The following is a 25,330-nucleotide window of genomic DNA, read 5'->3' as shown; positions in this document are numbered from 1 at the left end:
GGCCCGGATGCGGCCGCCTTCGACGATCATGCGTGCATGCGCAGGAACCGTCCATGGCCCGCACGGGCGCGCCCGGGGATTTTCGGGATATCCCTACTGCTGCGGATTCGTCCCGCCTCCGGCGGTCGATGCCGACGGCGGTGCCGCGCTGGTCGCCGCGGGCGTCGGTGCGGTGGCCGGCGAAGCCGGTGGCGGCGCTGCCGGGGCCGGCGCGCTCGCCGCGTTGCCGGGAGCCTGGGAGGGCGGCGTCGTCTCGCCGCCCTTGCCGCACGCCGACAGTGCCAGCGCGGCCGCAACCAACAGCCCTGCCGTGACTGAACATTTCATATGTGGGTCTCCGTTGCGGGGTCGGGTGCGAGCGCGGCGTTGCGGCGCTGCTGCAGCTCACGTTCCACTTCCACGGCGAAACCGTGATGCCGCGCTCGCGTATCGACCCTACTCAGGCGTTTGTCGATATTCCGGTGTCGCCGCATGAAGACGCGTTTAACATCACGGTGACGGGCGCAGCCGCCGCGCAATGGCGGCGCTGCCGGTGGCGGCCATGCCACCGGCTCCGTGACCGCGCGGGCAAGCCGAAATCCCCCGCTCAGACCGACGCGGCGATCCGCCCCACTTCGGCCAGCACCGCGGCACGTGCCTCCGCAGCGGCCGTCGAGCCCGCCAGGTAGGCCGTCACCAGCAGCGGCTTGCGTTGCGGCGGCCAGAAGATCGCAATGTCGTTGGTTTCGCCGTGGGCGCCGCTGCCGGTCTTGTCGCCCTCCTGCCAGTCGCCCGGCACGCCGGCGCGCAGCTTGTCGAGACCGGTGCGGGTGGCGCGCATCCATGCCGCCAACCGGTCGCGCGACGCCGCAGCCAGCGCGCCGCCGAGCAGCAGCGCGTGCAGGTCGCCCAACATGGCGTTCGGCGTGGTGGTGTCGCGCAGGTCGCCCGGCGCACCGACGTTGAGTTCCGGTTCGCTGCGGTCCAGCCGGGTCAGCGGATCGCCCAGTCGTCGCGCGAAGGCGGTCACCGCTGGCGGGCCGCCGAGGCTGTCCAGCAGCAGGTTGTCCGCCGTGTTGTCGCTCACCGTGATCGCCGCCTCGCACAATTCGGCCACGCTCATGCCCGGCGCGCCCACGCGCTTGCTGGTCACCGGCGCCCAGGACAGCACCGCGTCGCGACCGAACACCACGCGCCGATCCAGCCGCTCGGCGCCGCGGTCCACCCGCGCCAGCACAGCGCCCACCGTCAGCAGCTTGTGCGTGCTGCACATCAGGAAACGCTCGTCCGCGCGATGGCCGAAGCGGCGTCCGTCGCCGGTGTCGAGGATGGCCACGCCCAGCCGCCCGCCATGCCGCCGTTCCAGCGCGGCCAGCCGGGCGTCGGCATCCGTGCCGCGCGTGGGGCCGGCAAACCCGGGACGGCTGGCCAGCGCCGCGGCGCCCAGCAAGGCGGTTTTCAGCAGGGTGCGTCGATCCATGGGATTCCCCGGTCATTGCGCCGCCAGCGCGGCAGGCCTGCGATGTTGCCTTCGCGTCCGGGCTTTCCGGGGTGGCCCGCATGGCGAAGCCCGGGCAACGCCTCCACGCCCTGCGCCGCGAGGCCCGCGCGAATCCCGCTCAGCACCGCGTGCGGAAGATCGCCACGCGACCGGGCGCCGGGCCGTCGTCGCACGCCAGCCAGGGCTCGGCCGCCAGCACCGCCGTGCAGGGCCCGAAACCGCACACGCGGAACGCGCGCCGCCCGGCCTCGCTGCGCAGCGCGTCCAGCACGCTGCGCATGACCGTGCCGGTGAACGGCGTGTACAGGTAGAACACGCTGCCGACGGCGAAGTCCGCCTCGCGCGCATCACCCTGCGCGAAATGCACGTTCGCCAGCCGCAGCGCCTGTGCACAGGCGCGCGCGCCCGCCACGTAGGCCGGCTCGATCTCGATGCCGATGCTGCGGGCCGGCGTGCAGATCGCGGCGAGCAGGGGCACGTGGCCCAGGCCCGAGCCCAGGTCGACCAGCACGTCGTCCCCGGTCAACGCCAGGCGCTCGAACAGGTCGAACACGTGACGTGCCGGCGTGGGCTGGTAGAACACCATCTCCGGCGCCAGCGCCGATGCCTCGCCCGGCTCCCCGAACGGCAGCACGCCGCTGACCAGCTCGTCGCGCCAGTCGTAACCGTCGCCGGCGCGGATGGCGGCGGCGGCGCCCGCATGCCGCCATCGCCGCAGCGCATCGCGGCCCTGGCCGCGCCGGATCGCCGCACGCACGGCCTGGAACTGCAGCGCATTGGCCGCCTCCAGCCGTTGCCGGACTGCCTGCGCGCGCAGCGCCAGCGCGCCATCCGGCATCAACGCATCGAGCCGGTCGAGCGCCTCGATGCGCTCGCGCAGTCGCTCCGGCGCATCCAGCGTGCGTTCGCGCTCCAGCGTCTCGATCAAGGCCTGCAACGCGTCAGTCATCGGCCGCGCCCACCTGCGCGTCGCACGCGCCCGGCCATCGGCCGCTTGCCGGTGCCGCCCGGTTTCGCCGTGCATGGCACGGCGGCCGGTGGTCGCAGGCGCAATCCCCGCTGCCCGCTGCCGGACGCAGCGCGTGGTGCGCGTCCGCTCATGCCTTCAGCAGGCCCAGCCGCACCAGGCTCTCGGCGGTGGCGACCACGGCGTCCTCGTTCGGACGCGGCGACCAGCCGAGCACGCGCTGCGCCTTGGCGGCGGTCGCGTTCTTGCGCTTGCCGAGCTCCGGAAGGATCTGCTTCACCGCCGGGTCGCGCAGCGCGGCGAGCCGCACCAGCCAGTTCGGCAGCTGCCGCGTGGGCACCTTGCGCGCCGCCGCGCCCAGGCGCCGGCGGAGCACCAGGGCGATGTCGCGGATCGACATGAAATCGCCGGACACGGCGAGGAAGCGTTCGCCCTTCGCGGCGGGATCGGTCATCGCGCGCAGGTGCAGGTCGGCCACGTCGCGCACGTCCACCACGCCGAAGTGCAGTTGCGGGCAACCGGGCATGGCACCGTCCAGCAGGCGCTGCACCAGCAGGATCGAGGTGGAATAGTCCGGGCCCAGTACCGGACCGAACACGCCGACCGGATTGACCACCGACAATTCCAGCGCGCTGCCCTCGCGCGCGATGAAGTCCCAGGCCGCACGCTCCGCCAGCGTCTTGGACTTCGCGTAGGGCTGCACGTCCGCGCCGTCGGCGTCGGTCCAGCTGGTTTCGTCGAACGCGGCCGCCTGCGGCGGATGGCCGTAGCCGACCGCGGCGAACGAGGAGGTGAGCACCACGCGGCGCACGCCGGCGTCGCGCGCCGCGCGCAGCACGCGCAAGGCGCCTTCGCGTGCCGGCACGATCAGCTCGTCCTCGTGCTTCGGCAGCGTGGGCGGAAACGGCGAGGCCACGTGCAGCACGTAGTCGCAACCGGCCACCGCCTCCGGCCAGCCGGCGTCCCGCTCCAGGTCGGCCTCGGCAAACGACAGCCGTCCGCCCGCCTCGGCGCCGCCCTGCCGCAGCATCGCGCGCACCGCCTCCTCGCGCTGCCGGCTGCGCACCGTGGTGCGCACCTCGTGGCCCGCCGCCAGCAACTGCAGGATGCAGTGGCTGCCGATGAAGCCGCTGCCGCCCGTCACCAGTACCTTGCCCATCGCTGCTCTCCCCTTGCGGCTTGCGGCGCTCAGCCCCTGGACGGAATCTTCAGGCCGCGCTGCACCGCCGCTCGTGCCAGGCCGCGCTGCAGCCAGGCATCGACGTGCCCGTAGCGGTCGTACTCCACCAGCTCGCGCGCCTCGTACCAGGTGATCAGGTTGTTCACCCAACCCAGCGTGGCGATGTCCGCGATGGTGTATTCGTCGCCCATGATCCACTCGCGCCCGGCGAGACGTTCGTCCAGCACGCCGAGCAGGCGCTTCGACTCGTTGACGTAGCGCGCCAGCGGACGCTTGTCCTCGTACTCGCGGCCGGCGTATTTGTGGAAGAAGCCCACCTGGCCGAACATCGGCCCGATCGACGCCATCTGGAAGAACACCCACTGGATCGTCTCCCAGCGCCGCGCCGGATCGGCCGGCAGGAACTTGCCGCTCTTCTCCGCCAGATACATCAGGATCGCGCCCGACTCGAACAGGCCCAGCGGTTTTCCGTCCGGACCATCGGGATCGACGATCGCAGGGATCTTGCCGTTGGGATTGAGCGCGAGGAATTCGGGAACGTGGCTCTCGTCGTTGCCGATGTCCACCAGGTGCGCCTCGTAGGGCAACCCGGTTTCCTCCAGCATGATCGACACCTTCACGCCGTTCGGCGTGTTGAGCGAATACAGCTGGATGCGGTCGGGACGCTGTGCAGGCCAGCGACGCGCGATCGGGAAGGTGGACAGGTCGGACATGGCAGGCTCTCGGTGGGGACAATCTCTCGCACATGGGTATCGGCACGGCGCGCTTCAATGGCTTTGCTTTCACGCCGCAATGCGTAGACTCAAGCGCTTGCGTCGCCCCATCCCCGGAGAATCCGCATGACCCAGACCCGCGCCTACGGAGCCACCTCCGCCAGCCAGCCGCTGGCGCCGCTCAGCATCGAACGCCGCGAGCCAGGCCCGCACGACGTCAGGATCGACATCCTGTATTGCGGCGTGTGCCACTCCGATCTGCACACCGCGCGCAACGAATGGCGGAACACGCTCTACCCCTCCGTGCCCGGCCACGAGATCGTGGGCACCGTGACGGCGGTCGGCGCGCAGGTGACGAAGTTCAAGCCCGGCGACACCGTGGGCGTGGGCTGCATGGTGGACAGCTGCCAGCACTGCGCCTCCTGCGCCGACGGCGAGGAGCAGTACTGCGAGAACGGTTTCACCGGCACCTACAACGGCCCCGTGTTCGGCGGCGAGAACACCTGGGGCGGCTATTCCGAAAACATCGTGGTGAACGAGAAGTTCGTGCTGCGCGTCGGCCACGAGGCCGGGCAGCTCGCCGCCGTGGCGCCGCTGCTGTGCGCCGGCATCACCACGTATTCGCCGCTGCGCCACTGGAACGCCGGCCCCGGCAAGAAGGTGGGCATCGTGGGCCTGGGCGGCCTCGGCCACATGGGTGTGAAGCTGGCGCACGCGATGGGCGCGCACGTGGTGCTGTTCACCACCTCGCCCGGCAAGCAGGCCGATGCCAGGCGCCTCGGCGCCGACGACGTGGTGATCTCGAAGGACCCGGACCAGATGTCGCGGCACGCCGGCAGCTTCGACTTCATTCTCGACACCGTGGCCGCGCCGCACGATCTCGATGCCTTCATCACCCTGCTCAAGCGCGACGGCACGCTGTGCCTGGTCGGCGCCCCCGCCACGCCGCATCCGTCGCCCAGCGTGTTCCACCTGATCCTCGGGCGGCGCCGGCTCGCCGGTTCCGCGATCGGCGGCATCCGCGAGACACAGGAGATGCTGGATTTCTGCGCCGAACACGGCATCGTCTCCGACATCGAGACGATCGCGATGAAGGACATCAACCAGGCCTACGAGCGCATGCTCAAGGGTGACGTGAAGTACCGCTTCGTGATCGACATGGCCACGCTGAAGCAGGAGGCCAAGGCTGCCTGACGTGCATCCCCTTCTCCCACCGGGAGAAGGTGGCGCGCGACGCCGGATGAGGGTCCGGGCACGGAGTATCGTTGATACCCGGCCCGACCTCTCATCCGCCACTTGCCCATGACCCCGCTGCAAGCCTTCATCGCCGCCCACCCGCGCCTGTTCGTGCTCACCGGCGCGGGCTGCAGCACCGCCTCCGGCATCCCCGACTACCGCGACCGCGACGGCCAGTGGAAACGCGCGCCGCCGGTCACCTACAGCGCCTTCATGGGCGAGCGCGCCACCCGCCAGCGCTACTGGGCGCGCAGCCTGGTGGGCTGGCGCCGTTTTGGCCGCGCGCAGCCGAACGCCACGCACCACGCGCTGGCCGCGCTGGAACGGCAGGGCAAGATCGAGCTGCTGGTGACGCAGAACGTGGACGGCCTCCACCAGCGCGCCGGCAACAGCGGCGTGGTCGACCTGCACGGCCGGCTCGACGCCGTGCGCTGCATGGCCTGCGACTGGCGCGCGCCGCGCCAGGATTTCCAGCTCGCGCTGGTCGAACGCAATCCTGCCTGGGCGCAACTCGACGCCGCCGATGCGCCGGACGGCGACGCCGACCTGGAGCATCGTGACTTCGCCAGCTTCGACGTGCCGCCCTGCCCGCATTGCGGCGGCATCGTGAAACCCGACGTGGTGTTCTTCGGCGAGAACGTGCCGCGCGAACGCGTGGCCGCCGCGATGGGCGCCTGCCGCAACGCCGACGCGATGCTGGTGGTCGGTTCCTCGCTGATGGTGTACTCCGGCTACCGTTTCGCGCACGCCGCCGCACAGGCCGGCAGGCCCGTCGCCGCCGTCACGCTGGGCCGCACCCGTGCCGACGCGCTGCTCGCGCTGAAGGTGGATGCGCCGTGCGAGGAGGCGCTGGCCTTCCTGCACCGGTCCGCGCCCGTGCCGGCGGCCGCCGCAACCGGCACCTGAAGCTGCCGCAGCAGAAAGGCCCGGCGCCTTGCGGCGACCGGGCCTTTCCTCGGACGGCATCGTGCCGGTGGCGGGCCGCCGGCCGCATCGCTCGGCACGCCGACCCGTCCCGACGTCAGGATCGCATTACTGGTCCGCGTTCCCGCCGCAGTTGATCTTGCTGCAGTCGAAATCCACCTCGACGCCGCGCCCCACCGTCACCGGCACGTTCGGGTGCCTGGCGACGGCCTTGCCGTCCTGCTTCAGCGTGACCGTGTAGACGCCGTCCGGCAGCGCCTTGGCGGAATAGCGGCCGGTGGAATCCACGTGGACCGTGCGACCGGTGCCGGTGGTGTTGCTGTGGACGGAAACGGCATAGCCCGCCGGCGCCTTGCCGAACACCGAGCCGGTGGTGGACTGCGCGCTGGCCGTGGAAATCCCGGCCAAGGCGAATGCGCCGGCGACGCCGGCCAGCACCAGGCCCCTGGCGAGGCGACGCGAAACCGGGTGGATCGAGAAAATGCTGTTCATGACTTGAGGACTTCCATTGGATGTCAGTGGGGGAAAGCACGGGCTTGCCAGGGGTTTGGCGATAGGCCCGTGAAACGGGACGGACGGCAATGTCCGCAACCGGCAGGTGCCGGGTGTTTCCGATGCGCATCCTCCGCGACCATCCGTCAAACGCATTCCGTCGGATGGCGGGGCGCAGACTACTGCCCCGACACATCCGCGCCCATGGGCAAGAGGTCATGCATGCGGAATGGCACATCGGCAACCGTAGCGCGGGAGGGAAGCATGCGCCCGGAAGATCAGGCGCCGAAGACGAGAGCGGCCGGCGCGATGCGCCGCCGCTGCCGTCCGCTCACGCCAGCAGCATGCCGCCGACGGTCAGCACGCAGACCAGCATGCACGCGGTGAACAGGCTCTGCAGCATCAGGGTCTCGAATTTCATGGCGGTTCTCCTCGAGTGGGGAAACGAAGCTTTCGAGAGTGATATCGCAAGCACCGTGCCAACGCGGCCGAGGCCCGGGAAAGCGCATTCCCAGGCCATTTCCACGTGATCGCCCCACCGCAGCCATCCGTCCGCGGACACTCGCAGCGGACAGCGGACGCGGCGCGGACACGCACCACCGCGACGCGCCCGCCCGGAAAATCGTTGCGCGCGCCGTGTCGATGCACGGCCCGCCTGTTCGTCGCCATCATGAGGACCCGCCCCACCACCCGATCGGAGATCCACCATGTCCGGCACCGTCCGCCTGCTGCGCGTGTTCACCGCCCCGCCCGAGCGCGTCTATCGCGCCTTCCTCGATCCCGCCGCGCTGGCCAAGTGGCTGCCGCCGGACGGCTTCACCTGCACCGTGCACGAGCTCGACGCGCGCGTGGGTGGCCGTTACCGCATGAGCTTTGCCAACTTCGGCAGCGGCAACGCGCACAGGTTCGGCGGCACCTATCTGGAACTGGTGCCGAACGAGCGCATCGTCCACGACGACCGCTTCGACGACCCCAACCTGCCCGGCACCATGCTCACCACCATCGCCCTGCGCGCGGTGAGCTGCGGCACCGAAGTGCAGATCGAGCAAGCCGGCATCCACGACATGATCCCCGTCGAACAGTGCCACCTCGGCTGGCAGGAATCGCTGACCCTGCTGGAACGCCTGGTGGAACCCACGATCCCGGGCTGAGTCGCCCGCGCCACAGGCACACCCCGCTTCAGGAGAACCCCGATGACGAGCAAGAACACGATCTGCCTCTGGTACGACGGCACCGCGCTGGAAGCCGCCACGTTCTACGCCAGCACCTTCCCGGATAGCGCCGTCGGCGCGGTCTACCGCGCGCCGGGCGACTACCCGGCAGGCAAGCAGGGCGACGTGCTGACGGTGGAGTTCACCGTGATGGGCATCCCGTGCCTGGGCCTCAACGGCGGCCCCGGCGTGCCGCACACCGACGCGTTCTCGTTCCAGGTAGCCACCGACGACCAGGCCGAGACCGACCGCCTGTGGCACGCGATCATCGACCACGGCGGCCAGGCCAGCGCCTGCGGCTGGTGCAAGGACAAGTGGGGCCTGTCGTGGCAGATCACGCCGCGCGCGCTGATGGCCGCCATCGCCGACCCCGACCCCGCCGCGTCCAGGCGCGCGTTCGACGCGATGATGACGATGACGAAGATCGACATCGCGGCGATCGAGGCGGCGCGGCGCGGCTGACGCCCCATCCTCAAGCCGGGCCGGAGTCGCCATTTCCCCACCGCTGCGATGTCGATTCCGGCGGGCATCATTCGTCGTGCCGGTGGTGCAGCACGACGCCACCACCCACCAGGCTGGCCCCAGCCTCATTCCCCAAGGAGCGACACGCAATGCGGTACATGATGTTCATCAAGCACCCCACGGACTACGATCACAGCGATGTCCCGCCTGCCCTGTTCGAGGCGATGGGTGGATTCATCGCGGAATATGCGCAGAAGGGCATGTTCATCGACGGCGCGGGGCTGAAGCCACTCGTGAAGGCCACGCGCGTCCGCCTTACCGGTGGCAAGGTGATCGTGACCGACGGTCCCTTCAGCGAGGCGAAGGAGGTCGTGGGCGGGTATTCCCTGATAGAGGCGCCCACGCACGCCGCTGCCGTCGAACTGGCGACGAAGTTCATGGAGCTGCACCGCACCTATTGGCCCGGGTTCGAAGGCGAATCCGAGGTTCGCCCCCTGGAGGAATGAAAGAGAATGGCGTCAGGGGCGGCTTCCGGACCCTCGCAGCTTTTCGTTCCTGACGCCCACTCCGACGCACCGCCCCTCTCCCCGCAGGAGAGGGGCATCATGCCGCCGAAGCCCATCGTCAACCGGCCATCCGGAGTTCCCATGATCCCCACCATCACCGCCTTCGACAGCTCGCCCGACCGCGGCCAGGGACTCGCGCGCGACATGCGCGTGCGCTGGGCGCTGGAAGAGGCCGGCCAGCCTTACGAGGTGCGCCTTCTTTCGTTCAAGGCCATGAAGGAACCCGCGCATCGCGCGCTGCACCCGTTCGGCCAGATCCCCACCTACGAGGAGGACGGGCTGGTGCTGTTCGAGTCCGGCGCCATCGTGTTCCATATCGCACAGCACCACGCGGGTCTGCTGCCGGACGAGCCGCATGCAAGGGCACGCGCGATCGCCTGGATGTTCGCCGCGCTCAACACGATGGAACCGCCCATCCTCGAACTGCAGACCGCGAAGTTCGCGGAAAGCGACAAGCCCTGGACCGCGGAACGCCTGCCGCTCATCAAGGAGCGCATCCGCTACCGACTGGGCGAGCTCGCCGTCCGCCTTGGCGATGCCGACTGGCTCGACGGCGCATTCAGCGTGGGCGATCTCATGATGGTGCACACGCTGCAGCGGCTGAAACCCTCGGGCATGCTGGGCGAATACCCGAACCTCGCCGCCTACGTCGCGCGCGCCGAGGCACGGCCGGCCTTCAAGCGCGCCTTCGCCGCCCAGCTTGCGGTGTTCACCGGCCAGCCGCCCGGCTGACCGGCGAGGGCATGCCGCTCAATCCAGCGGCCAGGGCAACGGCTCGCCAGCCGGGCCGCTGGCGGTGGCCTCCGGCGCTTCGGGCTGGATCGCGGGCCGCTGCTCGCCGACGGCGTGGCCGCGGCGCCACCACGGCTGCACATCGCGGCGCTCACCGGGTTCGGCCGGCTCGCCGAGGCGCGGCAGCAGCAGCGCGGTGCGGTCGGGATCGGCCAGCGCGAGCAGCTCCTCGACCGGCGCGTCCCAGGCGTGCGTGGCCAGCGCGAACGTGCCCCAGTGCACCGGCATCAGCACGCCGCCGCCGAGCAGGCGATGCGCCGCCAGCGCGTTGGCGGGGCCCAGGTGGATGTCGCCCCACGCGGGATGGAACGCGCCGACCTCGAGCATCACCAGGTCGAACGGGCCGAGCCGCTCGCGGATGGATACGTACTCCGTGGTGAGCCCGGTGTCGCCGCTGAAGAACACGCGGTGGCGCTCGCCGGCCATCACCATCGACGACCACAGCGTCTGGTTGCGGTCCTTGAGGCCGCGGCCGGAGAAATGCTGCGACGGCGCGGCGGTGACGGTGAGGCCGGTGCCGGGTATGCGATGGCTCTGCCACCACACCAGCTCGGTGATGCGCGAGGCTTCGATGCCCCAGCTTTCGAGGTGGGCGCCGACGCCGAGCGAGGTGACGAACGGCACGTTCGACTTCGCGAGCGCGCGGATCGTCGGATAGTCCAGGTGATCGTAGTGGTCATGCGAGATGACCACGGCATCGACCGCGGGCAGGTCGCGCAAGCCGACCGGCACCGGCTGGAAACGCTTCGGCCCCAGCAGCGCAAACGGCGAGGCGCGCTGGCCCCACACCGGATCGGTGAGCACGCGCCAGCCGTCGATCTCCAGCAGCACCGTGGAGTGGCCCAGCCAGGTGGCGCGCAGCCCGCTGGCGGGCTTGCGCAACCACGCCTCGCGCGGGTCATGCGAAGGCAACGGCTGCGGCGGCGTGCGGCCGTCGTCGCCGCGCAGGAGCTCGCGCAGCGTCGGCCGCGTGGCCTGCGGATCGCGCAGGCCGGGCAGCACCGGATGGATGTTGCGCAGGCGCTCGCCGTCCCACAGCGGCAGGTCGCGCAGGCGCTCCCACCGTTCGCCCTGCGGCGCTTTGCCGAAGGATTTCATGCTGTGCACTCCGTCGTCGCCGGCCAGGTCCACGAAAGCATGGGGACGCGGCACGCCGGGACCAAGGGCGTGCGGTCAGGCCGCCTGCAGGCCGACCGCATCCAGCTCCGCCATCACCGCCGGCTCAAGGCGCAGCGCCGCCGCCGCGAGGTTCTCGCGCAGATGCGTCAGCGACGAGGTGCCGGGAATCAGCAGGATGTTCGGCGCCCTCGCGTGCAGCCAGGCCAGCGCCACCTGCATCGGCGTGGCGCCGAGGCGGCCGGCCACGTCCGCCAGCCGGTCCGACTGCAGCGGCGTGAAGCCGCCCAGCGGGAAGAACGGCACGTAGGCGATGCCCTGCGCAGCGAGCAGGTCGATCAGCGCATCGTCCGCGCGGTGCACGAGGTTGTAGTGGTTCTGCACGCAGACCACCTCCGCGATGCGCTGCGCCTCGGCCACCTGCATCACGGTGACGTTGCTGAGGCCGAGGTGGCGGATCAGGCCACGCTGCTGCAGCTCCGCCAGCGCGGTGAACTGCGGCGCGATCGTGCCCTCGGACGGCGCATGCACGCTGCCCATCACGCGCAGGTTCACCACGTCCAATGCGTCCACGCCGAGGTTGCGCAGGTTGTCGTGCACGGCGGAAGTCAGTTCGGCCGGACTCTGCGCCGGCTTCCACGAGGCGTCGGCGCCGCGCACCGCGCCGACCTTGGTCACGAGGGTGAGCTCGTCGTGATACGGGTGCAGCGCCTCGCGGATGAGCCGGTTGGTCACGTGTGGCCCGTAGAAGTCGCTGGTGTCGATGTGGTTCACCCCGCGCTCCACCGCTTCGCGCAGCACCGCCACGGCGGCGGCAGGGTCCTTCGGCGGGCCGAACACGCCCGGGCCGGCCAGCTGCATGGCGCCGTAGCCCATGCGGTTCACCGTGCGGCGGCCCAGGGCGAAGGTGCCCGCGTTCGTCGGCTTGCTCATCATCGTCTCCAGGCTCAGGCAACCGGTCGGCGCCAGGGTCTGCACTGTACGCCACGCGCATCTGGCCGATAATCCCGTGCAATCGGCACGGGCCGTGCGGGAATCCGGACAATGGACAACGACCTGCGGGATCTCTTCGCCTTCCTTGCCGTGGTGCGCGCCGGCGGCTTCCGCGAAGGCGCGCGCAGCAGCGGCGTGTCGGCTTCGCGGCTCAGCGAGAGCGTGCGCCGGCTGGAAGCACACCTGGGCGTGCGCCTGCTCCACCGCACCACGCGCCACGTCGCCCCCACCGAGGCGGGCCAGCGCCTGGCCGAGCGGCTGTCGCCCGCGCTGGGCGAAGTGCGCAGCGCACTGGACGTGGTGAACCACTACCGCGACCGCCCCGCCGGCACGCTGCGGCTCAACGTGCCAACCGCCGCGGCCCGGCTGGTGCTGCCCGCCATCGTCACGCCGTTCCTCGAGGCCTACCCGGAGATCCGCCTGGAGGTGATCGTGGAGGACAGCTTCGTGGACGTGCTGGCGGCCGGCTGCGACGCCGGCATCCGCTACGACGAGCGGCTGGAGAAGGACATGATCGCCGTGCCGATCGGCCCGCGCGTGCAGCGCATGGCCACCGCCGCGTCGCCCGCCTACCTGGAGGCGCATGGACGCCCGCGGCACCCGCGCGACCTGCTGCAGCACGCCTGCCTGCGCGGGCAGTTCGCCAGCGGCGCCATCCCCGCCTGGGAATTCGAGCGCAAGGGCGAGATCGTGCGCGTGGACCCCAGCGGCCCCCTGCTGGTGCGCCTGGGCGCCGCGGTGGACCTCAAGATCGCCGCCGCGCTGGACGGCCTCGGCATCATCCACCTGTTCGAAGCCTGGCTGCAGCCGCACCTGGACAGCGGCGCGCTGGTGCCCCTGCTCAAGCCATGGTGGCAGCCCTTCAGCGGCCCCTACCTCTACTACCCCGGCCGCAGGCACCTGCCCGCGCCGCTGCGTGCGTTCGTGGATTTCGTGAGGGCCGGCGGAAAAGCGAAGCAGGAACTCCGCAAGCCTCGTTGACGTCCGTCCCGGGGCGGTGCTGGAGGCCGCGAATCGCACCTTCGACGCGCCTGGCCCGGTGATCGAACTGGGCTCACCATGTCGCCGCCAGGGTCGATGCTCCCGCACCAGTTGTTCCCCGGCCCTGCCGAAAAGCAGGTACCCGCCTGTTGATCTGCATCAAAATCCGCCCGGACGCGGGTGGGAATATCGACTGCCCCACCCTGCAGGAGCACGGCGATGCCTACCTTCATCACCCAGGGCCGCTTCACGGCCGAAGCCATGCGCGGACTGCTCAGCCATCCGGAGGACCGTTCCAAGCAGGTCGAGAAGCTGTTCGCCGCCTCGGGTGGCAAGCTGCTCGGCTACTACCTGACCTTCGGCGACTACGACTTCCTGATCGTTTCCGAGGGGCCGAGCGAAGGCGTGGCCACCTCCACCATCGCCGCGGCCGCCTCCGGCGAAGTCACCGACCTGAGGACCCAGCTCGCCCTGCCCTCGTCGGCCATGGTCGAGACCTTCACCCGCGCCGGCCCGATCGCCGCCGGCTTCCGCGGACCACAGGCCGAGGCCGGGAAGCGCCCGCACGCGGCGCATTGAATCCCACCGGCACCCTCCCGGCGTCGCCGGGAGGGCTGCAACCAGCGGTGAAGCGCCTGACATCTCCCCGCTGCGCCGAAGCACCAAAGGCGGCGATCCGGGCGGATTTTCCCAAGCGCCCGCGTTGGATGGGGTCATCCCGCCCGCTGTTCCGGCATCGCGCTCATGTGGAGCAATCCCCAGCCATGGCCGTCCGGGTCGACGAAGCCGTGCGTGTACATGAAGCCGAAGTCCTCGGGCTCGTCGTGGGTCGAACCGCCTGCGGCCAGGGCCTTGGCGACGAGGCTGTCGACTTCCTCGCGGCTTTCGCAGCTGAGCGAGAGCAGCACCTCGACCGCCTTGCCGGTGTCGCAGACGGCCCTGGGCGTGAAGTCGCGGAACCTGGCGTGCGTGAGCAGCATCAGCGTGATCGTGTCGCTGATGTCGAAGCACGCGCCGGCGTGGTCGGCGAACTGCGCGTTGGGCGCGAAGCCCGGTGCCGTGAAGAAGGCGACGGACCTCGGCAGGTCGGCGACCGGAAGATTGATGAAGATGCGTCGGCTCACGACTGTCTCCCCGGTTGGCTGGTGGCGAGGATGGGCGGCGCAGCCCACCGGCCTCCCTGCCGGCGTCGTCCTGTCCGCGTCAGGCGGACGCCGCCAGGAAGGGGGCGTCGGGGCCGGCCACGCGCGACGGGTTTCATTTGTCCTGCACCGCTTCGACCTGGATGCGCAGGGTCACCTTCATGTCCATGCCGAACGACTTGCCGCCGTCGAGTCCGAACGCGTCGCGCTGGAACGTTCCCAGCGCATCGGCGCCGCAGCGCAGCCGCGGCTTGAGCATGAAATCGGGGAGGCACTTGAACCGGTCGATGGCCAGCGTCAGCGGCCTGGTCACCCCGTGCATCATCAACGTGCCGATGGCCTTGGTCGGCGCGCCGTCGACGAAATCCGCGAGCCTGCCGCGATAGCGCGCCGTCGGATATTTCTCCACGAAGAAGGTGCCGCACTCGCTCTGGCACATCGGCGCCTTGGCGTCCAGCATCACCTTGTCCAGCGCGGGGTTGCCGAAGTCGATGCTGGCGATGTCGACGGTGACATCCACCGTGCCGGTCCTCGCCGCCGCATCGAGCGTGGCGGTGCCGGTGCTGTGGTCGAACTTGCCGCGCCAGATCGACAGGCCCATGTGATCGGCCTCGAAGCTGGGATACGTGTGGTCCGGATCGAGGGTGAAATGCAGCGGCGTGGCCGCTGCCATGGCCGGAACGGCCGCCAGCAGCAGCGCGAGCGTGGGTGTGGGAAGGCGCATGGCGGGTTCTCCGTGACGTTGGCGCGGTTGGTCGTGGCTGGCCGGATGCCCGCCTCGGAGTTGCGACGAATGGCGAGGCGGCGGATCGACACGCCGCCCACGACGGGGCCGGGTTCACTCTCGGCGGGCAGGTGCGTCGCGTGCCGCGGCAGATGATGACTGCGCCGGTCTCCGCAGCCCGGGCGCGTTCCGGATTCCGGGTGGATGGCCAGGCAAGCGGCCCGGTCGGCGATCAGCGCTTCGGGTGGCCCCGCGTGCAGGTGCCGGCCGGGTTGGCGCGCACGAAATCCGCGGTCCAGTTCGTTTCCCAGGTGCGATTGTCGTAGGAGAACGCCTGCTCCCAGCGGGCGTGATCGTGATCGAGCTCGGTCCACAGGAAGCGCACCTTCACCGGCCGCCCCTGGTCGTGGTCCTCGCCGTAGAACTCGCCCTGCTTGCCGTGGAAGCCGCCGAACACGGGTGGCCCCAGCTTGCCGTCGGCACTGCTCACCCAGTAGATCGACCATTGCTTCCTGGCGGGATCGAACAGCCGCAGGGTCAGCCCGGCCCAGCCCTTGGTCGGAAAGTACAGCTCGTCCACCGTGGCCCTGCCGTCGAGGTACTCGGTCATGCACAGCGTGGCCGGGAACGTTTCCCAGGGCCCCTTGCCGCCCGTCCCGCGGTTGAGCAGGCGGTGTTGCTCCGTGGTCCAGGCGCCCTGGAAATAGTCGAAATCGTGCGGACTGCCGGTGTACGCCAGCGTGTAACCGGGAGGGGTTGCCGCATCCCCCGGCGCAGGCGTGGCGGCAGAGGCCCGCATGGGCGCGCTGCATGCCAGCAGCAGAGCAGCCAGGAGACAGGCGCGGGTATTCCGGCAGGACGACTTCATGGTGGGCGCTCCGTGGGTGGCGGGTCGACGGCAACGGGAGGCACACGCCGCGACACCGCATGCGTCACCCCGCCTGGCGCACCGCCGGCTGCCGCCGCGGTGCGGCTGGCTTCGCACCTTAGGTTCCGCACTGGCTGGCGCGAATAACCACCTGCGCGAGGCTTGGCATGACCACTTGAAAACCGTGTCAGCGCCGGTTTGAACTCCACGCAGTCAGACCCGAAACGCCCCTGGCGCCTTTTGCCGGCCCCGCCCTGGGCTTGCACCCGATGCGGGCGGTACCGCCCGCGGTCGTCACGGCTGCATCAGCTGTTCGAGGCGCTCGCGCATGCTCCTGCCGAGACAGTCGGCGTCGGCACCACAGGCGTTGCGGGCAACGATCCAGTCTCGTTGCGCCTGCCGGATCGTCCGAGCCTCGTCGCCCGCCCGCCGCAGCGCGAAGCGGTAGGCGGCGGCCACGCTGCGGTCGTAGCCGGCCAGCGTGGCCGAGGAGCAGATCGCCTGCTCCGTGGCGCCACGCGACTTCGCACAGGCGAACGATGCCCGCACCGGATCGTGCTTGCCGCGCCTGCGCAGAATCAGCACGTAGCCATTGTTGTCGTAGTTGGTCAGCAGGCGGTCGGCGGACAGCGCCACGAACCAGGCACCGTTCCAGGGCGAGTCACCCGGCGTGCAGGCCACCTGCAGCGGCGCGACGGGCACGTCGGCCAGCTTGAGGCCGAAGTCCGCGAGTGTGGGCCGCGCTGGCGTGGCGAACGCCGCAGGCCGCGGGTAACGCGCGCCGATGAAGTGCTGCAGTGTGCCGCCCCGCAGCGCAGTCATCGCCGGTTTCAGGCAAGGGCGCGAACCGTCGTCGAGGCGGATGCCGTCGCTGCCGATGTCCAGCTGGCGCCCGAGCAGGCGCGGGTCGTCCGGAAAATACAGCCAGTGCGGCTGGTCGCGATGATCGACCGCCACCTGGACCACCTCCCAGCGGCCTTGCAGTGGCGAGGGCGAGCTGGCGAGCGCCGCCCATCCGACGACGCAGCCCAGCGGCAGGGCGAGTCGGCGCAGCAGCGATGAGGGAGGGATGCGGGGCATGCGGGCTCCGGTCAGACGGGGTCGGGTTCACTTTCATGCTGCCCGCTGCGCCCTGCTCCTGCGGCGAGTCGCGGCGAGGCCGGGCAATGCGATTCCGATGCCCTGCGTAAACCTGAGCGCATGGCCCGGCAACCGCGACTCCACCCTCCCGGCATCCCCCAGCATATCGTCCCGCGTGGCAACAACCGCCTGCCCTGCTTTCCGCACGACACAGACCGGCACCGCTGCCGGCATTAGCTTGGCAAGGCGCCGCCCGACGCCCGATGCGCCCCGCACGCATACGTACCGATGGTCGTCCTGCAGCCGGAGCCGGTATGGATGCCCACCACCTCACATTATCGAGATATCGGAGCATACCGATCTGTCTTGCATGTGATCGAGATCATTTCGTCAAGAAGCACGCAGGCAACCATCGGCACGCCACAGAAGGAAGAAAGGCCACCCCATTTGAACGGTCCATCGATGGAAGCGAGGCTTCAAATGACCAGCGCAACGAATCACGTCCTGACCGAAATTGCCGCCATGCTGGCGCTGGTGGCGCCAGCGGCATGGGCCGGCAGCGAAACCGTCGAGTTCCATGGCGCCGTTGTGGCGCCCACATGCACGGTAGAGCCCGCCGCCCCGACGGAGTCGCCGGCGGCAACGGCATCAGCCGCATTGCAAACATGTCCGTCGAAAACCGGTTCGACGGCGGTCGGTTATTTCACCGCAACCCATGCACCTGTTTCAGGAATAGCCAGCGATCCCTTGCTCGATTATTTCGAGCAGGCATACAAGCCAACCGGCGAAAATGCCGGCAAGTATGTCGTGACGCGCGTCTACCAGTAGTCGCCATCAGGCGGACCTGGGGAACTCCGGTTTTCTCGTCATCCCAGCGAACGCCGGGGCCCAGCGTCTGCAGGCCATCGAACGCAAAGGCACCGGATGGCCAGCTTCGCTGTTGTGAAGCTCTTCCTGCCTTCGCAGGAATGACGAGCCGGATGCCGATTGATCGGACCCTCCCTGGCGCAAGCTGTTTCCTGTTCGAGGATTCGACTCATGTTCCGGCCGCCCACGCGGTTGTACGCCCCCTTCGTCACCCCATGGGGCAACGCCACGTAGAATGGCCGGCTCACCTCCCAGCCAACACGCCCATGGCCCTCACCGCCACCATCCACAAGGCCGAGCTGTCGATCAGCGACATGGATCGCCACTACTACGCCACCCATGCGCTGACCCTCGCGCGGCATCCGTCGGAAACCGAGGAACGCCTGATGGTGCGCCTGCTTGCATTCGCCCTGTATGCCGACGAGCGGCTGGAGTTCGGCAAGGGGCTCAGCGACACCGACGAACCGGCGCTGTGGCGCAAGGCCTATACCGGCGAGATCGAGCTGTGGATCGACGTCGGCCTGCCGGACGAAACGCGCCTGCGCAAGGCCTGCAACCAGTCGCGGCGCGTCGTGGTGCTGGCCTATGGCGGCCAGGCTATCGACGTGTGGTGGAGCAGGATCGCCGGCACGCTCGCGCGCCACGACAACCTCAGCGTGCTCGCCATCGCCCCGGCCGACCTGCAGCCGCTGGCCGCCCTGTGCGAGCGCGCCATGCGCCTGCAATGCCTGATCCAGGATGGCGAACTGCAGCTCATCGCCGGCGACCTCGCGCTGCCGATCCGTCCCGATATCCGCATGGGCGACTACGCCGCCGCCTGATCCCGGCCAACGCACTCCCGCGCGCGCAGCCCCGCACCGACATCCAGCGGCAACGCACGTTCGGCCGCGATGGCTTCCGCGCCATGGCGCAAGCCACGACCCAACGTTTCGCCGGCATTCGACCGGCGCATGGCTCCCGCGCCCCGGGTCCCTGCCGCCGCCGGGCACGGCCGCCGGCGCCTTTTTTCCACGATTGACCTGCATCAGTGCGGCCCATATGGCCCGACGATATAAAGATGCGGTTTTCAGGGAACCCGAAAACGACGCAGCCCGAATTCGGCTGCATCACATTTGATCTTGTCCATGTGGCGCATCAATTCGCCATCGAGTCAGTGCGCCCGCGTCAAGGCGCATCCAATATGAATCCGGGCTTTCGCCAAATAGCTGCGTTACACAATACCGGATTATCCAGACAAACCACGAAGCATGGGATTTACGCAATGCCCATGCGGTCGCAAGACGCTGCCGCGAGGAAAGCGACGCCATGCCGCAACAAACCATCGGGCTGCTGGTCATGGCGTACGGTACGCCGCCCACTCCCGACGCCATCGCTGCCTTCTATACCCATATCCGCCACGGGCAAACACCCTCCGACGCATTGCTGCAGGATCTCAGGGATCGCTATCGGCTCATCGGCGGCATGTCGCCGCTGGCCCGCATCACGACGGCGCAGGCGGACGCGCTGGCGGCAACCCTGAACGCCCGCGGCGGCGAGCTGTCGTTCAAGCCATACCTCGGCCTGAAACATGCGGAGCCGTTCATCGAGGATGCCGTCGCCGCGATGCATCGGGATGGCATCACGCAGGCCCTCGCCGTGGCGCTGGCGCCGTACGACGGCAACGCCAGCGTGCAGGACTATCACGCGCGTGCGCAGGCGGCCGCCACGCGGCTGGGCGGCCCCGCGATAGTGCCCGTGTCCGGTTGGTACCGACAGCAGAAATTCATCCGCTACTGGGTCGGACAAATCGCCGCGGCCTTGGCCACCATTCCCGCAAACGACATCCGCACGACGGCCGTGGTTTTCTCCGCGCACAGCTTGCCGAAAAGCATGCCAGGCGCGACTGGGCATTACCGGCGCCAGCTGGAAGAAAGCGCGCAATCCATCGCGCGGGCGGTGCCGTTTACACATTATGAGACGGCATGGCAAAGCGCCGGCAAAACCACGGACGATTGGCACGGCCCGGATATCCGGGAATTGACCCGTGATCTGTACCATCGCGGCGGTTATCGCACCTTCGTTTATTGCCCGACCGGATTCGTCGCCGATCACCTCGAGGTGCTCTACGACCTGGATATCGAATGCCGGGCCGTGGTGAATGCATTGGGGGGCCGCTATATCCGCCCCGCCATGCCGAACGCCGCCCCCCTGTTCATCGACGGCCTGGCCGAGGCGGCGATGGACGCGATGGCGCAGGCGATGGGCGTGCCCGCATGAGCGCGGAACCGCTGCACGCCGTCATCGTCGGCGGCGGCATGACCGGGCTCGCCGCCGCCTTCCATCTGCAGCGCCGGCTGGGCGACCAGGGCATGGCGCCCCGGCTGGCGCTGCTGGAGTCGGAACCCCGGCTCGGCGGCAAGATCCGGACGTCCACCCGCGACGGCTTCCTGATCGAACACGGCCCGGACTCCTTCGTGGCGAGCAAGCCCGGCACCTACCAGCTCGTACGCGATCTCGGCCTGGAAGACGAGCTGGTCCGCAACCACACCGGCCAGGCCTTCATCGCGCGAGGCGATCGCCTGTACCCGATCCCCGCCGGCACGATGATGGGCATTCCGGTCCGGCTGGGGCCGCTGCTCAGGTCACCGCTGCTCTCCCCGGCGGGCAAGCTGCGCGTGGCCCTGGACCTGTTCGCGCGCGGCGGGGACATCGACGGCGACCAGCCGGCCGGCGACTTCTTCCGCAGGCGGCTGGGCAACCAGATCGTGGACCGCCTGATCGAACCGCTGCTGTCGGGCATCTACGCCGGCGACGTCAACCGGTACAGCCTGCAGGCGCTGTTCCCGCGGATCCATCAGCGGGGCCGGAACCAGCGCAGCCTGATCCGCGCGATGGGCGACCTCTACGACCACGCGAAACCGGCCCCCGCCGGCCAGAGCCGCGGGCAGTTCCTCACCTTCAGGACGGGCCTGCAAGCGCTGACCGCGCGGCTCGAACAGCGGCTGACGGCGTGCGCGATCCTCAAGGGCAGCCCCGCCAAGGCCATTCGCCGACAGGGCGGGCACTACCGCCTGGAGCTGGAAGACGGGCGTTCGCTGGACGCGCACGCAATCGTGCTGGCCGTACCGGACGCCGCCGCGGCCGAGCTGTTGCCTGCGGCCAGGAACACCATCCCACCGCTACTGCCGACCCTGTCGACGTCGGTCGCCAATGTCGTGATGGCGTTTCCGCAAGGCATCACCGGGCCGTCGCTGGACGGCACCGGCTTCGTCGTGCCGCGCGGCTCCGGCCACGCGATCACCGCCTGCACCTGGGCGCATCTGAAATGGCCGCACGTGGCCCCGCGCGGCGCGGCGCTGCTGCGCTGCTATATCGGCGGCGCACATGACGCGCAGCTGGTCGACGCCTCCGACGCCGCCATCGTCGACGCCGTGATGGCCGACCTGCGGCGGATCACCGCGCTGCGCGAAACCCCCGCCTTCTGCCAGGTGACCCGCTGGAAGCATGCGATGCCGCAGTACGCAGTCGGCCATCTCGAGCGCCTGGAGCAGACCCGCAAGGCCATGGCCGCCACGTTCCCGGGCGTGTTCCTGGCCGGGGCTTCCTACGGCGGCGTGGGCCTGCCGGACTGCATTCGACAAGGCGAACAGGCCGCCCACGACCTGGTCGACCACCTGGGGCAACGCAACCTGCTGGAATCACGAGAGGCACTCCATGTTGATTGAAAACCTGGGCCGGGCCCGCAAGGCGCTGCTGGACAGCCTCGACGGCCTGACGGACGAACAATTGAACGCGACACCACCGGCGGGCGGACTCTCCATCGGCCAGCTCGCGCATCACCTGCAGGCGAGCGAGCGGGCGACCGCCGCACTGGTCCTCGATGCACTGCAGTCGCGCAGCGAACGCGTCGAGGAAAAGGACCCGTCGTTTCTCGCCGCCTGCCTGCAGCAACGCTGCAGCCACGCCGCCACCGCCGGCGGGCACTTCTCCACGGCGGAGCTGATCCGCCTGCTGGAAGAGTCGCGCTTCCGCGACCTGCAGTCGGTGTTCAACGAGACCCACGAACGCGTCCTGGCCGAGCGATCGACGGAGCACCCGCCGTTCGGCCGGGTCAGCCTGAAGAACCTGCTCGACACCATCTGGATCCACGACGAACTCCACGGCAAGCAGATTGCAGCCATCAAGCAATCGCTGCGAGCCACCGCCTGACCACGGAAAACCACCCCATGCAAACTCAGTTCACCGCGCAGCTGGCGATCAAGTTCACCTCGACATGGCAGGAAGCGGGCAAGGACGACCGGGCCGCGGCCATCCGGGAGGTGGTCGACATCTTCGGCAAATACGCAGACCGGGTTGGCCTGCGCGGCACCTACGTCGTGCAGGGCTTCCAGGCCCACACGGACATCCTGTTCTGGATGTTCGCCGACCGATTCAACGACATCCAGGATCTGCAGCTGGAGATCCGGCGCTCGTCCTTCGGCCGATACATCACCACGCCCCACGCGTTCACGGGCATCACCAAGCCGTTCGAATTTTCCGAGCACCCGACGTCGTTCGCAGTCGGCATGCGGCCACGGGAATACCTGTGCTTCTATCCCTTCATCCGCAAGCCGGAGTACTACCTGCTGCCGAAGTGGGAGCGCAAGGCGCTGATCGGCGACCACGGCGACATCGGGCACGAGTTCACCCCCGACATCCTCACCAACGGCGTCTACGGCTTCGGGCTGGGCGACTACGAATGGCTGCTGACCTTCGAGACGAACGACCTCGGCCGGCTGGTCGACTGCGTGCGCAAGCTGCGCGAATCCAAGTCGCGGCTGTACATGCAGGACGAGCATCCCTTCATCGTGGGACGCTATTTCGCGCTGGAGGACGGCCTGTCGCAGTACGCCTGACGGCCAGGGCAACAGATGCCGGGGACACGATGAGCCACCCGGCGAGCGACCGGCCGGCCGCCGCGCCGTAACGCCCCGTCGCACCGGCCCGTTGAATGACCCGCACGGCAAGCCGGACGGCACCTGCCTCCGGCAACCACGCGCGCCGGGAGGCGGCGGCTTCCGCACCATCGTCGAAGCCAGGGCCCGAGGCTTCGCCGGCATCCGCCCGGCGCATCGGCCACCGCGCTCCACAGGGACCGCGGAAATGAACTTGCCCCGGTTTTTCCCCGGGACGGGTCGTCACCGGCGCGTTGTATGCTCGGCGATCTCGATGCCGCCGGTCCCCATCGCGCGGGAACCGCCGGATCGTCGTACCGCCCCCCGACCCGCCGCGTCGATGCCGATCCGAAGCCGCTTCCCGCCAAGCCGTGCCGCCTGTGCGCTCGCCGCGCTGCTGGCGCTGGCACCCTGGCATGTCTGCGCCGCGGACACCGACACCGCTGCCCTGAAACCCGCCGTGGGCCTGCTCGCCAACCTGTACGACAACCTGCGCGGCGGGCAGCGACGGGGCACCACCGGTGTCTGGAACCTCTACGGTTCGCTGCGCTATCGCGGTGCGGGGGGTCACCAGGGTCCGGGCTTCAGCGCGTTTGCCCAGGTGCTGGACAGCGGCGGCGGCTTTCCCGGCGACTACACCGGCGACGCCCAGGGCACCAGCAACATCGCGGCGCCGCACCTTGCCCGCCTCTACGAAGCCTGGATGCAGTACAACGGCCAGCGCTCGCACTGGTCGGTGCTGCTGGGCCGCTACGATCTCAACAGCGAATTCGACCGCCTGCAGACCGCCTCGTTGTTCCTCGACAGCTCGTTCGGCGTGGAGCCGGCGTTCTCGCAAAGCGGCGGCCAGGGGCCGTCGATCTTCCCCCGCCCCCGTTTCGCCCTGCGCGTCGCGCTGAAGCCGTCGCGGAACGTGGTGTGGCGCACCGCCGTCCTGCAGGGCGGCGTGCCGCGCGATCCCGGCCTGCCGCCCGGTTTGCAGCGCAACCGCGCCGGCGACGCCCTGCTGGTCAGCGAACTCGCGCTGTTGCGTCGCGCGCCCGCCGCCGACGCGGAGCACGGGGACCGGGACGGCGACATGATCGGGCGCCTGGCGCGGCAGCCGCCGTACACCGGCAAGCTGGCGCTGGGCCTGTGGCGTTACGCCCGCCGCGAGGCCTGCCTTGCGCCCGATGCGACGGCGCGCACCTGTGCCGCCAGCGGCGCCTACCTGCTGCTGGACGATCCGGCGCTGGTGCGCATCGGCGCCAGCCGGCGGCTGGCGGGCTTCGCCCAGCTCAGCGTCGCGAGTCCCGGCGCAGACCGCTTCCGCCGCTACCTGGGCGTGGGCATGTCGCTGTCGCCGCTGTTCGGCGCCGGTGCCGACGATGCGCTGGGCCTGGCCATCGCCACCGTGCGCAACGGCCGCCCCTACCTGCGCGCGCAGCAGGCCCAGGGCCTGCCGGTCGCGTCCACCGAGCGCATCTACGAACTGACCTACCAGCGTGCGGTCGGCGCGCACCTGACCCTGCAGCCCGACCTGCAGTACGTGGTGCATCCGGACACCCGCCCCGACGTGGCCAATGCACTGGCCTTCCAGTTCGAAGTGCAGCTGATGTACTGACGGACCGCGGCACCCGCGAAGGGGACGGCGGCAGTCGGAAGTCATGGCGACTTCCGGCATCTGTCCAACACCGGCCATTGGCTGGCATGGTCGCACGATGGCTCGGGTCCGAAAGTGACGCTGCCTCGTCTCGCTCCGGGTTTCGCTACCCGGCCAGCCCGCGCGACCATGCCAGGCATCCCATTCCGCAACCGAAGAGGCGAATCCATGAAACCCCCAGGCCAGCGTTTCCTGACGATCTATGCCGGCGTGCTCACGGTGGTGTTTGCCGTGACGGTGCTGAGCGGCTTTGCGCGGGCACCGAAGAAGCTGTCGCTCGACGAGCTGGACGTGCAGCGCATCAACGTGCGCGAACCCGACGGCACGCTGCGGCTGGTGATCTCCAATGCCGCCACCGCACCGGGCATCATCATCAAGGGCAAGGAATACCCCCACCCGAACCGCAAGGCCGCCGGCATGATCTTCTACAACGACGAAGGCACCGAGAACGGCGGGCTGATCTTCGGCGGCGAAAAGGACAAGGACGGCACCAAGGAATCGCACGGCCACCTGTCCTTCGACGCCTACGAGCAGGACCAGACCATGGCGCTCGACTCCCACCAGGAAAAGGACGGCCGCTACACCAAGCTGCAGTTCAACGACTACCCGGACTATTCGATCCTCGAAGAAATCCGGCTCATGAACTCCATCAAGAGCCTGCCGGCGGACCAGCAGCAGGCGCGGATCAAGGCCTTCTTCGCCAAGCACGGCGGCCCGACCCGACGCATGGTGCTTGGCCGCAACACCGACGGCAGCGTGCAGCTCGCGATGGACGACCTGCAGGGCCACCCGCGCATCGTGATGAAGGTCGCCAAGGACGGTACGCCGTCGCTGCAGATGCTGGACGCCAACGGCAAGGTAACCGGCGAGCTGGTGCCCAGGCAGTGATCCACCGCGCGGCAAGTCGCCGGGAAGGCTGCCGACGCCTTTCCCGGGCGCGGAAACGTCGGGGGAACGGTGGCATGAGTCGCACACGGACAC

Annotated in this window: 27 protein-coding genes; 16 read left to right on the top strand and 11 right to left on the bottom strand. The window is 69.5% G+C overall.

What is annotated here, in order from left to right; translation table 11 throughout:
- Nucleotides 1–586 precede the first annotated feature (586 nt).
- The 4 genes from bla to ACQGNW_RS00795 all read right to left on the bottom strand — a co-directional run bounded on the left by bla (nucleotide 587) and on the right by ACQGNW_RS00795 (nucleotide 4,340).
- Nucleotides 587–1,459, bottom strand: a complete 873-nt coding sequence (gene bla, locus ACQGNW_RS00810; RefSeq protein ID WP_426661167.1) for a class A beta-lactamase — start codon at nucleotides 1,457–1,459, stop codon at nucleotides 587–589.
- Nucleotides 1,460–1,598: 139 nt separating this feature from the next.
- On the bottom strand, nucleotides 1,599–2,429 hold the full coding sequence (locus ACQGNW_RS00805) for a methyltransferase domain-containing protein (RefSeq protein ID WP_426661166.1): 831 nt from the start codon (nucleotides 2,427–2,429) through the stop codon (nucleotides 1,599–1,601).
- A gap of 148 nt (nucleotides 2,430–2,577) precedes the next feature.
- Nucleotides 2,578–3,606, bottom strand: coding sequence for an SDR family oxidoreductase (locus tag ACQGNW_RS00800; RefSeq protein ID WP_426661165.1), 1,029 nt, complete (start codon nucleotides 3,604–3,606; stop codon nucleotides 2,578–2,580).
- 29 nt (nucleotides 3,607–3,635) lie between these two features.
- Nucleotides 3,636–4,340, bottom strand: a complete 705-nt coding sequence (locus ACQGNW_RS00795; RefSeq protein ID WP_426661164.1) for a glutathione S-transferase N-terminal domain-containing protein — start codon at nucleotides 4,338–4,340, stop codon at nucleotides 3,636–3,638.
- A 126-nt stretch (nucleotides 4,341–4,466) separates the two neighbouring features.
- On the opposite strand from ACQGNW_RS00795, the gene ACQGNW_RS00790 reads away from it, so the two are divergent.
- Nucleotides 4,467–5,534 carry an NAD(P)-dependent alcohol dehydrogenase gene (locus ACQGNW_RS00790; protein WP_426661163.1) on the top strand — a complete coding sequence of 356 codons (1,068 nt, stop codon included), beginning with the start codon at nucleotides 4,467–4,469 and terminating at the stop codon, nucleotides 5,532–5,534.
- A 108-nt stretch (nucleotides 5,535–5,642) separates the two neighbouring features.
- Nucleotides 5,643–6,482 (top strand): NAD-dependent protein deacetylase, encoded by an 840-nt coding sequence (locus ACQGNW_RS00785; protein ID WP_426661162.1) that lies wholly within the window; start codon nucleotides 5,643–5,645, stop codon nucleotides 6,480–6,482.
- 126 nt (nucleotides 6,483–6,608) lie between these two features.
- On the opposite strand, the gene ACQGNW_RS00780 is transcribed toward ACQGNW_RS00785, so the two are convergent.
- Nucleotides 6,609–6,992 carry a carboxypeptidase-like regulatory domain-containing protein gene (locus ACQGNW_RS00780; protein ID WP_426661161.1) on the bottom strand — a complete coding sequence of 128 codons (384 nt, stop codon included), beginning with the start codon at nucleotides 6,990–6,992 and terminating at the stop codon, nucleotides 6,609–6,611.
- A gap of 707 nt (nucleotides 6,993–7,699) precedes the next feature.
- Here ACQGNW_RS00780 and ACQGNW_RS00775 point away from each other — a divergent pair.
- The 4 genes from ACQGNW_RS00775 to ACQGNW_RS00760 all read left to right on the top strand — a co-directional run bounded on the left by ACQGNW_RS00775 (nucleotide 7,700) and on the right by ACQGNW_RS00760 (nucleotide 9,963).
- A complete protein-coding gene (locus tag ACQGNW_RS00775) occupies nucleotides 7,700–8,143 on the top strand; it encodes an SRPBCC family protein (RefSeq protein ID WP_426661160.1) in 444 nt (147 codons plus the stop codon).
- Nucleotides 8,144–8,185: 42 nt separating this feature from the next.
- Nucleotides 8,186–8,665 (top strand): VOC family protein, encoded by a 480-nt coding sequence (locus tag ACQGNW_RS00770; protein WP_426661159.1) that lies wholly within the window; start codon nucleotides 8,186–8,188, stop codon nucleotides 8,663–8,665.
- A gap of 158 nt (nucleotides 8,666–8,823) precedes the next feature.
- The gene (locus tag ACQGNW_RS00765; protein ID WP_426661158.1) at nucleotides 8,824–9,171 is read left to right on the top strand and encodes a YciI family protein; all 348 of its coding nucleotides are present in this window, start codon (nucleotides 8,824–8,826) and stop codon (nucleotides 9,169–9,171) included.
- A gap of 141 nt (nucleotides 9,172–9,312) precedes the next feature.
- Complete coding sequence (locus ACQGNW_RS00760; protein WP_426661157.1) at nucleotides 9,313–9,963, top strand: glutathione S-transferase family protein; 651 nt, start codon at nucleotides 9,313–9,315, stop codon at nucleotides 9,961–9,963.
- 18 nt (nucleotides 9,964–9,981) lie between these two features.
- Here ACQGNW_RS00760 and ACQGNW_RS00755 read toward each other — a convergent pair whose 3' ends face one another.
- Both ACQGNW_RS00755 and ACQGNW_RS00750 read right to left on the bottom strand, forming a co-directional pair.
- On the bottom strand, nucleotides 9,982–11,121 hold the full coding sequence (locus ACQGNW_RS00755) for an MBL fold metallo-hydrolase (RefSeq protein ID WP_426661156.1): 1,140 nt from the start codon (nucleotides 11,119–11,121) through the stop codon (nucleotides 9,982–9,984).
- Between the two features lie 75 nt (nucleotides 11,122–11,196).
- Nucleotides 11,197–12,072: an aldo/keto reductase family oxidoreductase gene (locus tag ACQGNW_RS00750; RefSeq protein WP_426661155.1), complete on the bottom strand. Its 876-nt coding sequence runs from the start codon at nucleotides 12,070–12,072 to the stop codon at nucleotides 11,197–11,199.
- Nucleotides 12,073–12,183: 111 nt separating this feature from the next.
- On the opposite strand from ACQGNW_RS00750, the gene ACQGNW_RS00745 reads away from it, so the two are divergent.
- Both ACQGNW_RS00745 and ACQGNW_RS00740 read left to right on the top strand, forming a co-directional pair.
- Nucleotides 12,184–13,113, top strand: a complete 930-nt coding sequence (locus ACQGNW_RS00745; RefSeq protein ID WP_426661154.1) for a LysR family transcriptional regulator — start codon at nucleotides 12,184–12,186, stop codon at nucleotides 13,111–13,113.
- Between the two features lie 219 nt (nucleotides 13,114–13,332).
- Nucleotides 13,333–13,692 (top strand): GYD domain-containing protein, encoded by a 360-nt coding sequence (locus tag ACQGNW_RS00740; protein WP_426661153.1) that lies wholly within the window; start codon nucleotides 13,333–13,335, stop codon nucleotides 13,690–13,692.
- A 134-nt stretch (nucleotides 13,693–13,826) separates the two neighbouring features.
- On the opposite strand, the gene ACQGNW_RS00735 is transcribed toward ACQGNW_RS00740, so the two are convergent.
- From ACQGNW_RS00735 to ACQGNW_RS00720, 4 genes are all read right to left on the bottom strand, one after another.
- Nucleotides 13,827–14,237 (bottom strand): VOC family protein, encoded by a 411-nt coding sequence (locus tag ACQGNW_RS00735; RefSeq protein ID WP_426661152.1) that lies wholly within the window; start codon nucleotides 14,235–14,237, stop codon nucleotides 13,827–13,829.
- Between the two features lie 133 nt (nucleotides 14,238–14,370).
- Nucleotides 14,371–14,979, bottom strand: coding sequence for a YceI family protein (locus ACQGNW_RS00730; RefSeq protein ID WP_426661151.1), 609 nt, complete (start codon nucleotides 14,977–14,979; stop codon nucleotides 14,371–14,373).
- A gap of 232 nt (nucleotides 14,980–15,211) precedes the next feature.
- Complete coding sequence (locus tag ACQGNW_RS00725; RefSeq protein WP_426661150.1) at nucleotides 15,212–15,778, bottom strand: hypothetical protein; 567 nt, start codon at nucleotides 15,776–15,778, stop codon at nucleotides 15,212–15,214.
- 363 nt (nucleotides 15,779–16,141) lie between these two features.
- Entirely contained in the window at nucleotides 16,142–16,927 is a 786-nt protein-coding gene (locus ACQGNW_RS00720; protein ID WP_426661149.1) for a lysozyme inhibitor LprI family protein, read from the bottom strand.
- Nucleotides 16,928–17,215: 288 nt separating this feature from the next.
- Here ACQGNW_RS00720 and ACQGNW_RS00715 point away from each other — a divergent pair, with 288 nt between their 5' ends.
- The 8 genes from ACQGNW_RS00715 (at nucleotide 17,216) to ACQGNW_RS00680 (ending at nucleotide 25,237) form a co-directional block, all read left to right on the top strand.
- Nucleotides 17,216–17,755, top strand: coding sequence for a hypothetical protein (locus tag ACQGNW_RS00715; protein ID WP_426661148.1), 540 nt, complete (start codon nucleotides 17,216–17,218; stop codon nucleotides 17,753–17,755).
- Between the two features lie 305 nt (nucleotides 17,756–18,060).
- Nucleotides 18,061–18,615 (top strand): YaeQ family protein, encoded by a 555-nt coding sequence (locus tag ACQGNW_RS00710; RefSeq protein WP_426661147.1) that lies wholly within the window; start codon nucleotides 18,061–18,063, stop codon nucleotides 18,613–18,615.
- Nucleotides 18,616–19,099: 484 nt separating this feature from the next.
- Nucleotides 19,100–20,050 (top strand): ferrochelatase, encoded by a 951-nt coding sequence (gene hemH, locus ACQGNW_RS00705; RefSeq protein WP_426661146.1) that lies wholly within the window; start codon nucleotides 19,100–19,102, stop codon nucleotides 20,048–20,050.
- Complete coding sequence (hemG, locus tag ACQGNW_RS00700) at nucleotides 20,047–21,498, top strand: protoporphyrinogen oxidase (protein WP_426661145.1); 1,452 nt, start codon at nucleotides 20,047–20,049, stop codon at nucleotides 21,496–21,498. Before hemH ends, hemG begins: the two co-directional genes overlap by 4 nt.
- Entirely contained in the window at nucleotides 21,488–21,982 is a 495-nt protein-coding gene (locus ACQGNW_RS00695) for a DinB family protein (protein ID WP_426661144.1), read from the top strand. Before hemG ends, ACQGNW_RS00695 begins: the two co-directional genes overlap by 11 nt.
- 17 nt (nucleotides 21,983–21,999) lie before the next feature.
- Nucleotides 22,000–22,668 (top strand): chlorite dismutase family protein, encoded by a 669-nt coding sequence (locus ACQGNW_RS00690; RefSeq protein ID WP_426661143.1) that lies wholly within the window; start codon nucleotides 22,000–22,002, stop codon nucleotides 22,666–22,668.
- Between the two features lie 379 nt (nucleotides 22,669–23,047).
- A complete protein-coding gene (locus tag ACQGNW_RS00685; protein WP_426661142.1) occupies nucleotides 23,048–24,310 on the top strand; it encodes a carbohydrate porin in 1,263 nt (420 codons plus the stop codon).
- 207 nt (nucleotides 24,311–24,517) lie between these two features.
- Nucleotides 24,518–25,237: a hypothetical protein gene (locus ACQGNW_RS00680; RefSeq protein WP_426661141.1), complete on the top strand. Its 720-nt coding sequence runs from the start codon at nucleotides 24,518–24,520 to the stop codon at nucleotides 25,235–25,237.
- The last annotated feature ends 93 nt before the right edge of the window (nucleotides 25,238–25,330 follow it).

The organism is Rhodanobacter aciditrophus (genome assembly GCF_050026795.1).
Taxonomy (GTDB): domain Bacteria; phylum Pseudomonadota; class Gammaproteobacteria; order Xanthomonadales; family Rhodanobacteraceae; genus Rhodanobacter_A.
The sequence above is the reverse complement of the archived record's forward strand: the minus strand, read 5'-3'. Positions and strand labels throughout refer to the sequence as shown.

Bases quoted from the DNA above. Each gene is read 5' to 3' on its own strand.
- bla (WP_426661167.1), bottom strand. From the start codon at position 1,459: ATGGATCGACGCACCCTGCTGAAAACCGCCTTGCTGGGCGCCGCGGCG.
- ACQGNW_RS00805 (WP_426661166.1), bottom strand. From the start codon at position 2,429: ATGACTGACGCGTTGCAGGCCTTGATCGAGACGCTGGAGCGCGAACGC.
- ACQGNW_RS00800 (WP_426661165.1), bottom strand. From the start codon at position 3,606: ATGGGCAAGGTACTGGTGACGGGCGGCAGCGGCTTCATCGGCAGCCAC.
- ACQGNW_RS00795 (WP_426661164.1), bottom strand. From the start codon at position 4,340: ATGTCCGACCTGTCCACCTTCCCGATCGCGCGTCGCTGGCCTGCACAG.
- ACQGNW_RS00790 (WP_426661163.1), top strand. From the start codon at position 4,467: ATGACCCAGACCCGCGCCTACGGAGCCACCTCCGCCAGCCAGCCGCTG.
- ACQGNW_RS00785 (WP_426661162.1), top strand. From the start codon at position 5,643: ATGACCCCGCTGCAAGCCTTCATCGCCGCCCACCCGCGCCTGTTCGTG.
- ACQGNW_RS00780 (WP_426661161.1), bottom strand. From the start codon at position 6,992: ATGAACAGCATTTTCTCGATCCACCCGGTTTCGCGTCGCCTCGCCAGG.
- ACQGNW_RS00775 (WP_426661160.1), top strand. From the start codon at position 7,700: ATGTCCGGCACCGTCCGCCTGCTGCGCGTGTTCACCGCCCCGCCCGAG.
- ACQGNW_RS00770 (WP_426661159.1), top strand. From the start codon at position 8,186: ATGACGAGCAAGAACACGATCTGCCTCTGGTACGACGGCACCGCGCTG.
- ACQGNW_RS00765 (WP_426661158.1), top strand. From the start codon at position 8,824: ATGATGTTCATCAAGCACCCCACGGACTACGATCACAGCGATGTCCCG.
- ACQGNW_RS00760 (WP_426661157.1), top strand. From the start codon at position 9,313: ATGATCCCCACCATCACCGCCTTCGACAGCTCGCCCGACCGCGGCCAG.
- ACQGNW_RS00755 (WP_426661156.1), bottom strand. From the start codon at position 11,121: ATGAAATCCTTCGGCAAAGCGCCGCAGGGCGAACGGTGGGAGCGCCTG.
- ACQGNW_RS00750 (WP_426661155.1), bottom strand. From the start codon at position 12,072: ATGAGCAAGCCGACGAACGCGGGCACCTTCGCCCTGGGCCGCCGCACG.
- ACQGNW_RS00745 (WP_426661154.1), top strand. From the start codon at position 12,184: ATGGACAACGACCTGCGGGATCTCTTCGCCTTCCTTGCCGTGGTGCGC.
- ACQGNW_RS00740 (WP_426661153.1), top strand. From the start codon at position 13,333: ATGCCTACCTTCATCACCCAGGGCCGCTTCACGGCCGAAGCCATGCGC.
- ACQGNW_RS00730 (WP_426661151.1), bottom strand. From the start codon at position 14,979: ATGCGCCTTCCCACACCCACGCTCGCGCTGCTGCTGGCGGCCGTTCCG.
- ACQGNW_RS00725 (WP_426661150.1), bottom strand. From the start codon at position 15,778: ATGCGGGCCTCTGCCGCCACGCCTGCGCCGGGGGATGCGGCAACCCCT.
- ACQGNW_RS00720 (WP_426661149.1), bottom strand. From the start codon at position 16,927: ATGCCCCGCATCCCTCCCTCATCGCTGCTGCGCCGACTCGCCCTGCCG.
- ACQGNW_RS00715 (WP_426661148.1), top strand. From the start codon at position 17,216: ATGGTCGTCCTGCAGCCGGAGCCGGTATGGATGCCCACCACCTCACAT.
- ACQGNW_RS00710 (WP_426661147.1), top strand. From the start codon at position 18,061: ATGGCCCTCACCGCCACCATCCACAAGGCCGAGCTGTCGATCAGCGAC.
- hemH (WP_426661146.1), top strand. From the start codon at position 19,100: ATGCCGCAACAAACCATCGGGCTGCTGGTCATGGCGTACGGTACGCCG.
- hemG (WP_426661145.1), top strand. From the start codon at position 20,047: ATGAGCGCGGAACCGCTGCACGCCGTCATCGTCGGCGGCGGCATGACC.
- ACQGNW_RS00695 (WP_426661144.1), top strand. From the start codon at position 21,488: ATGTTGATTGAAAACCTGGGCCGGGCCCGCAAGGCGCTGCTGGACAGC.
- ACQGNW_RS00690 (WP_426661143.1), top strand. From the start codon at position 22,000: ATGCAAACTCAGTTCACCGCGCAGCTGGCGATCAAGTTCACCTCGACA.
- ACQGNW_RS00685 (WP_426661142.1), top strand. From the start codon at position 23,048: ATGCCGATCCGAAGCCGCTTCCCGCCAAGCCGTGCCGCCTGTGCGCTC.
- ACQGNW_RS00680 (WP_426661141.1), top strand. From the start codon at position 24,518: ATGAAACCCCCAGGCCAGCGTTTCCTGACGATCTATGCCGGCGTGCTC.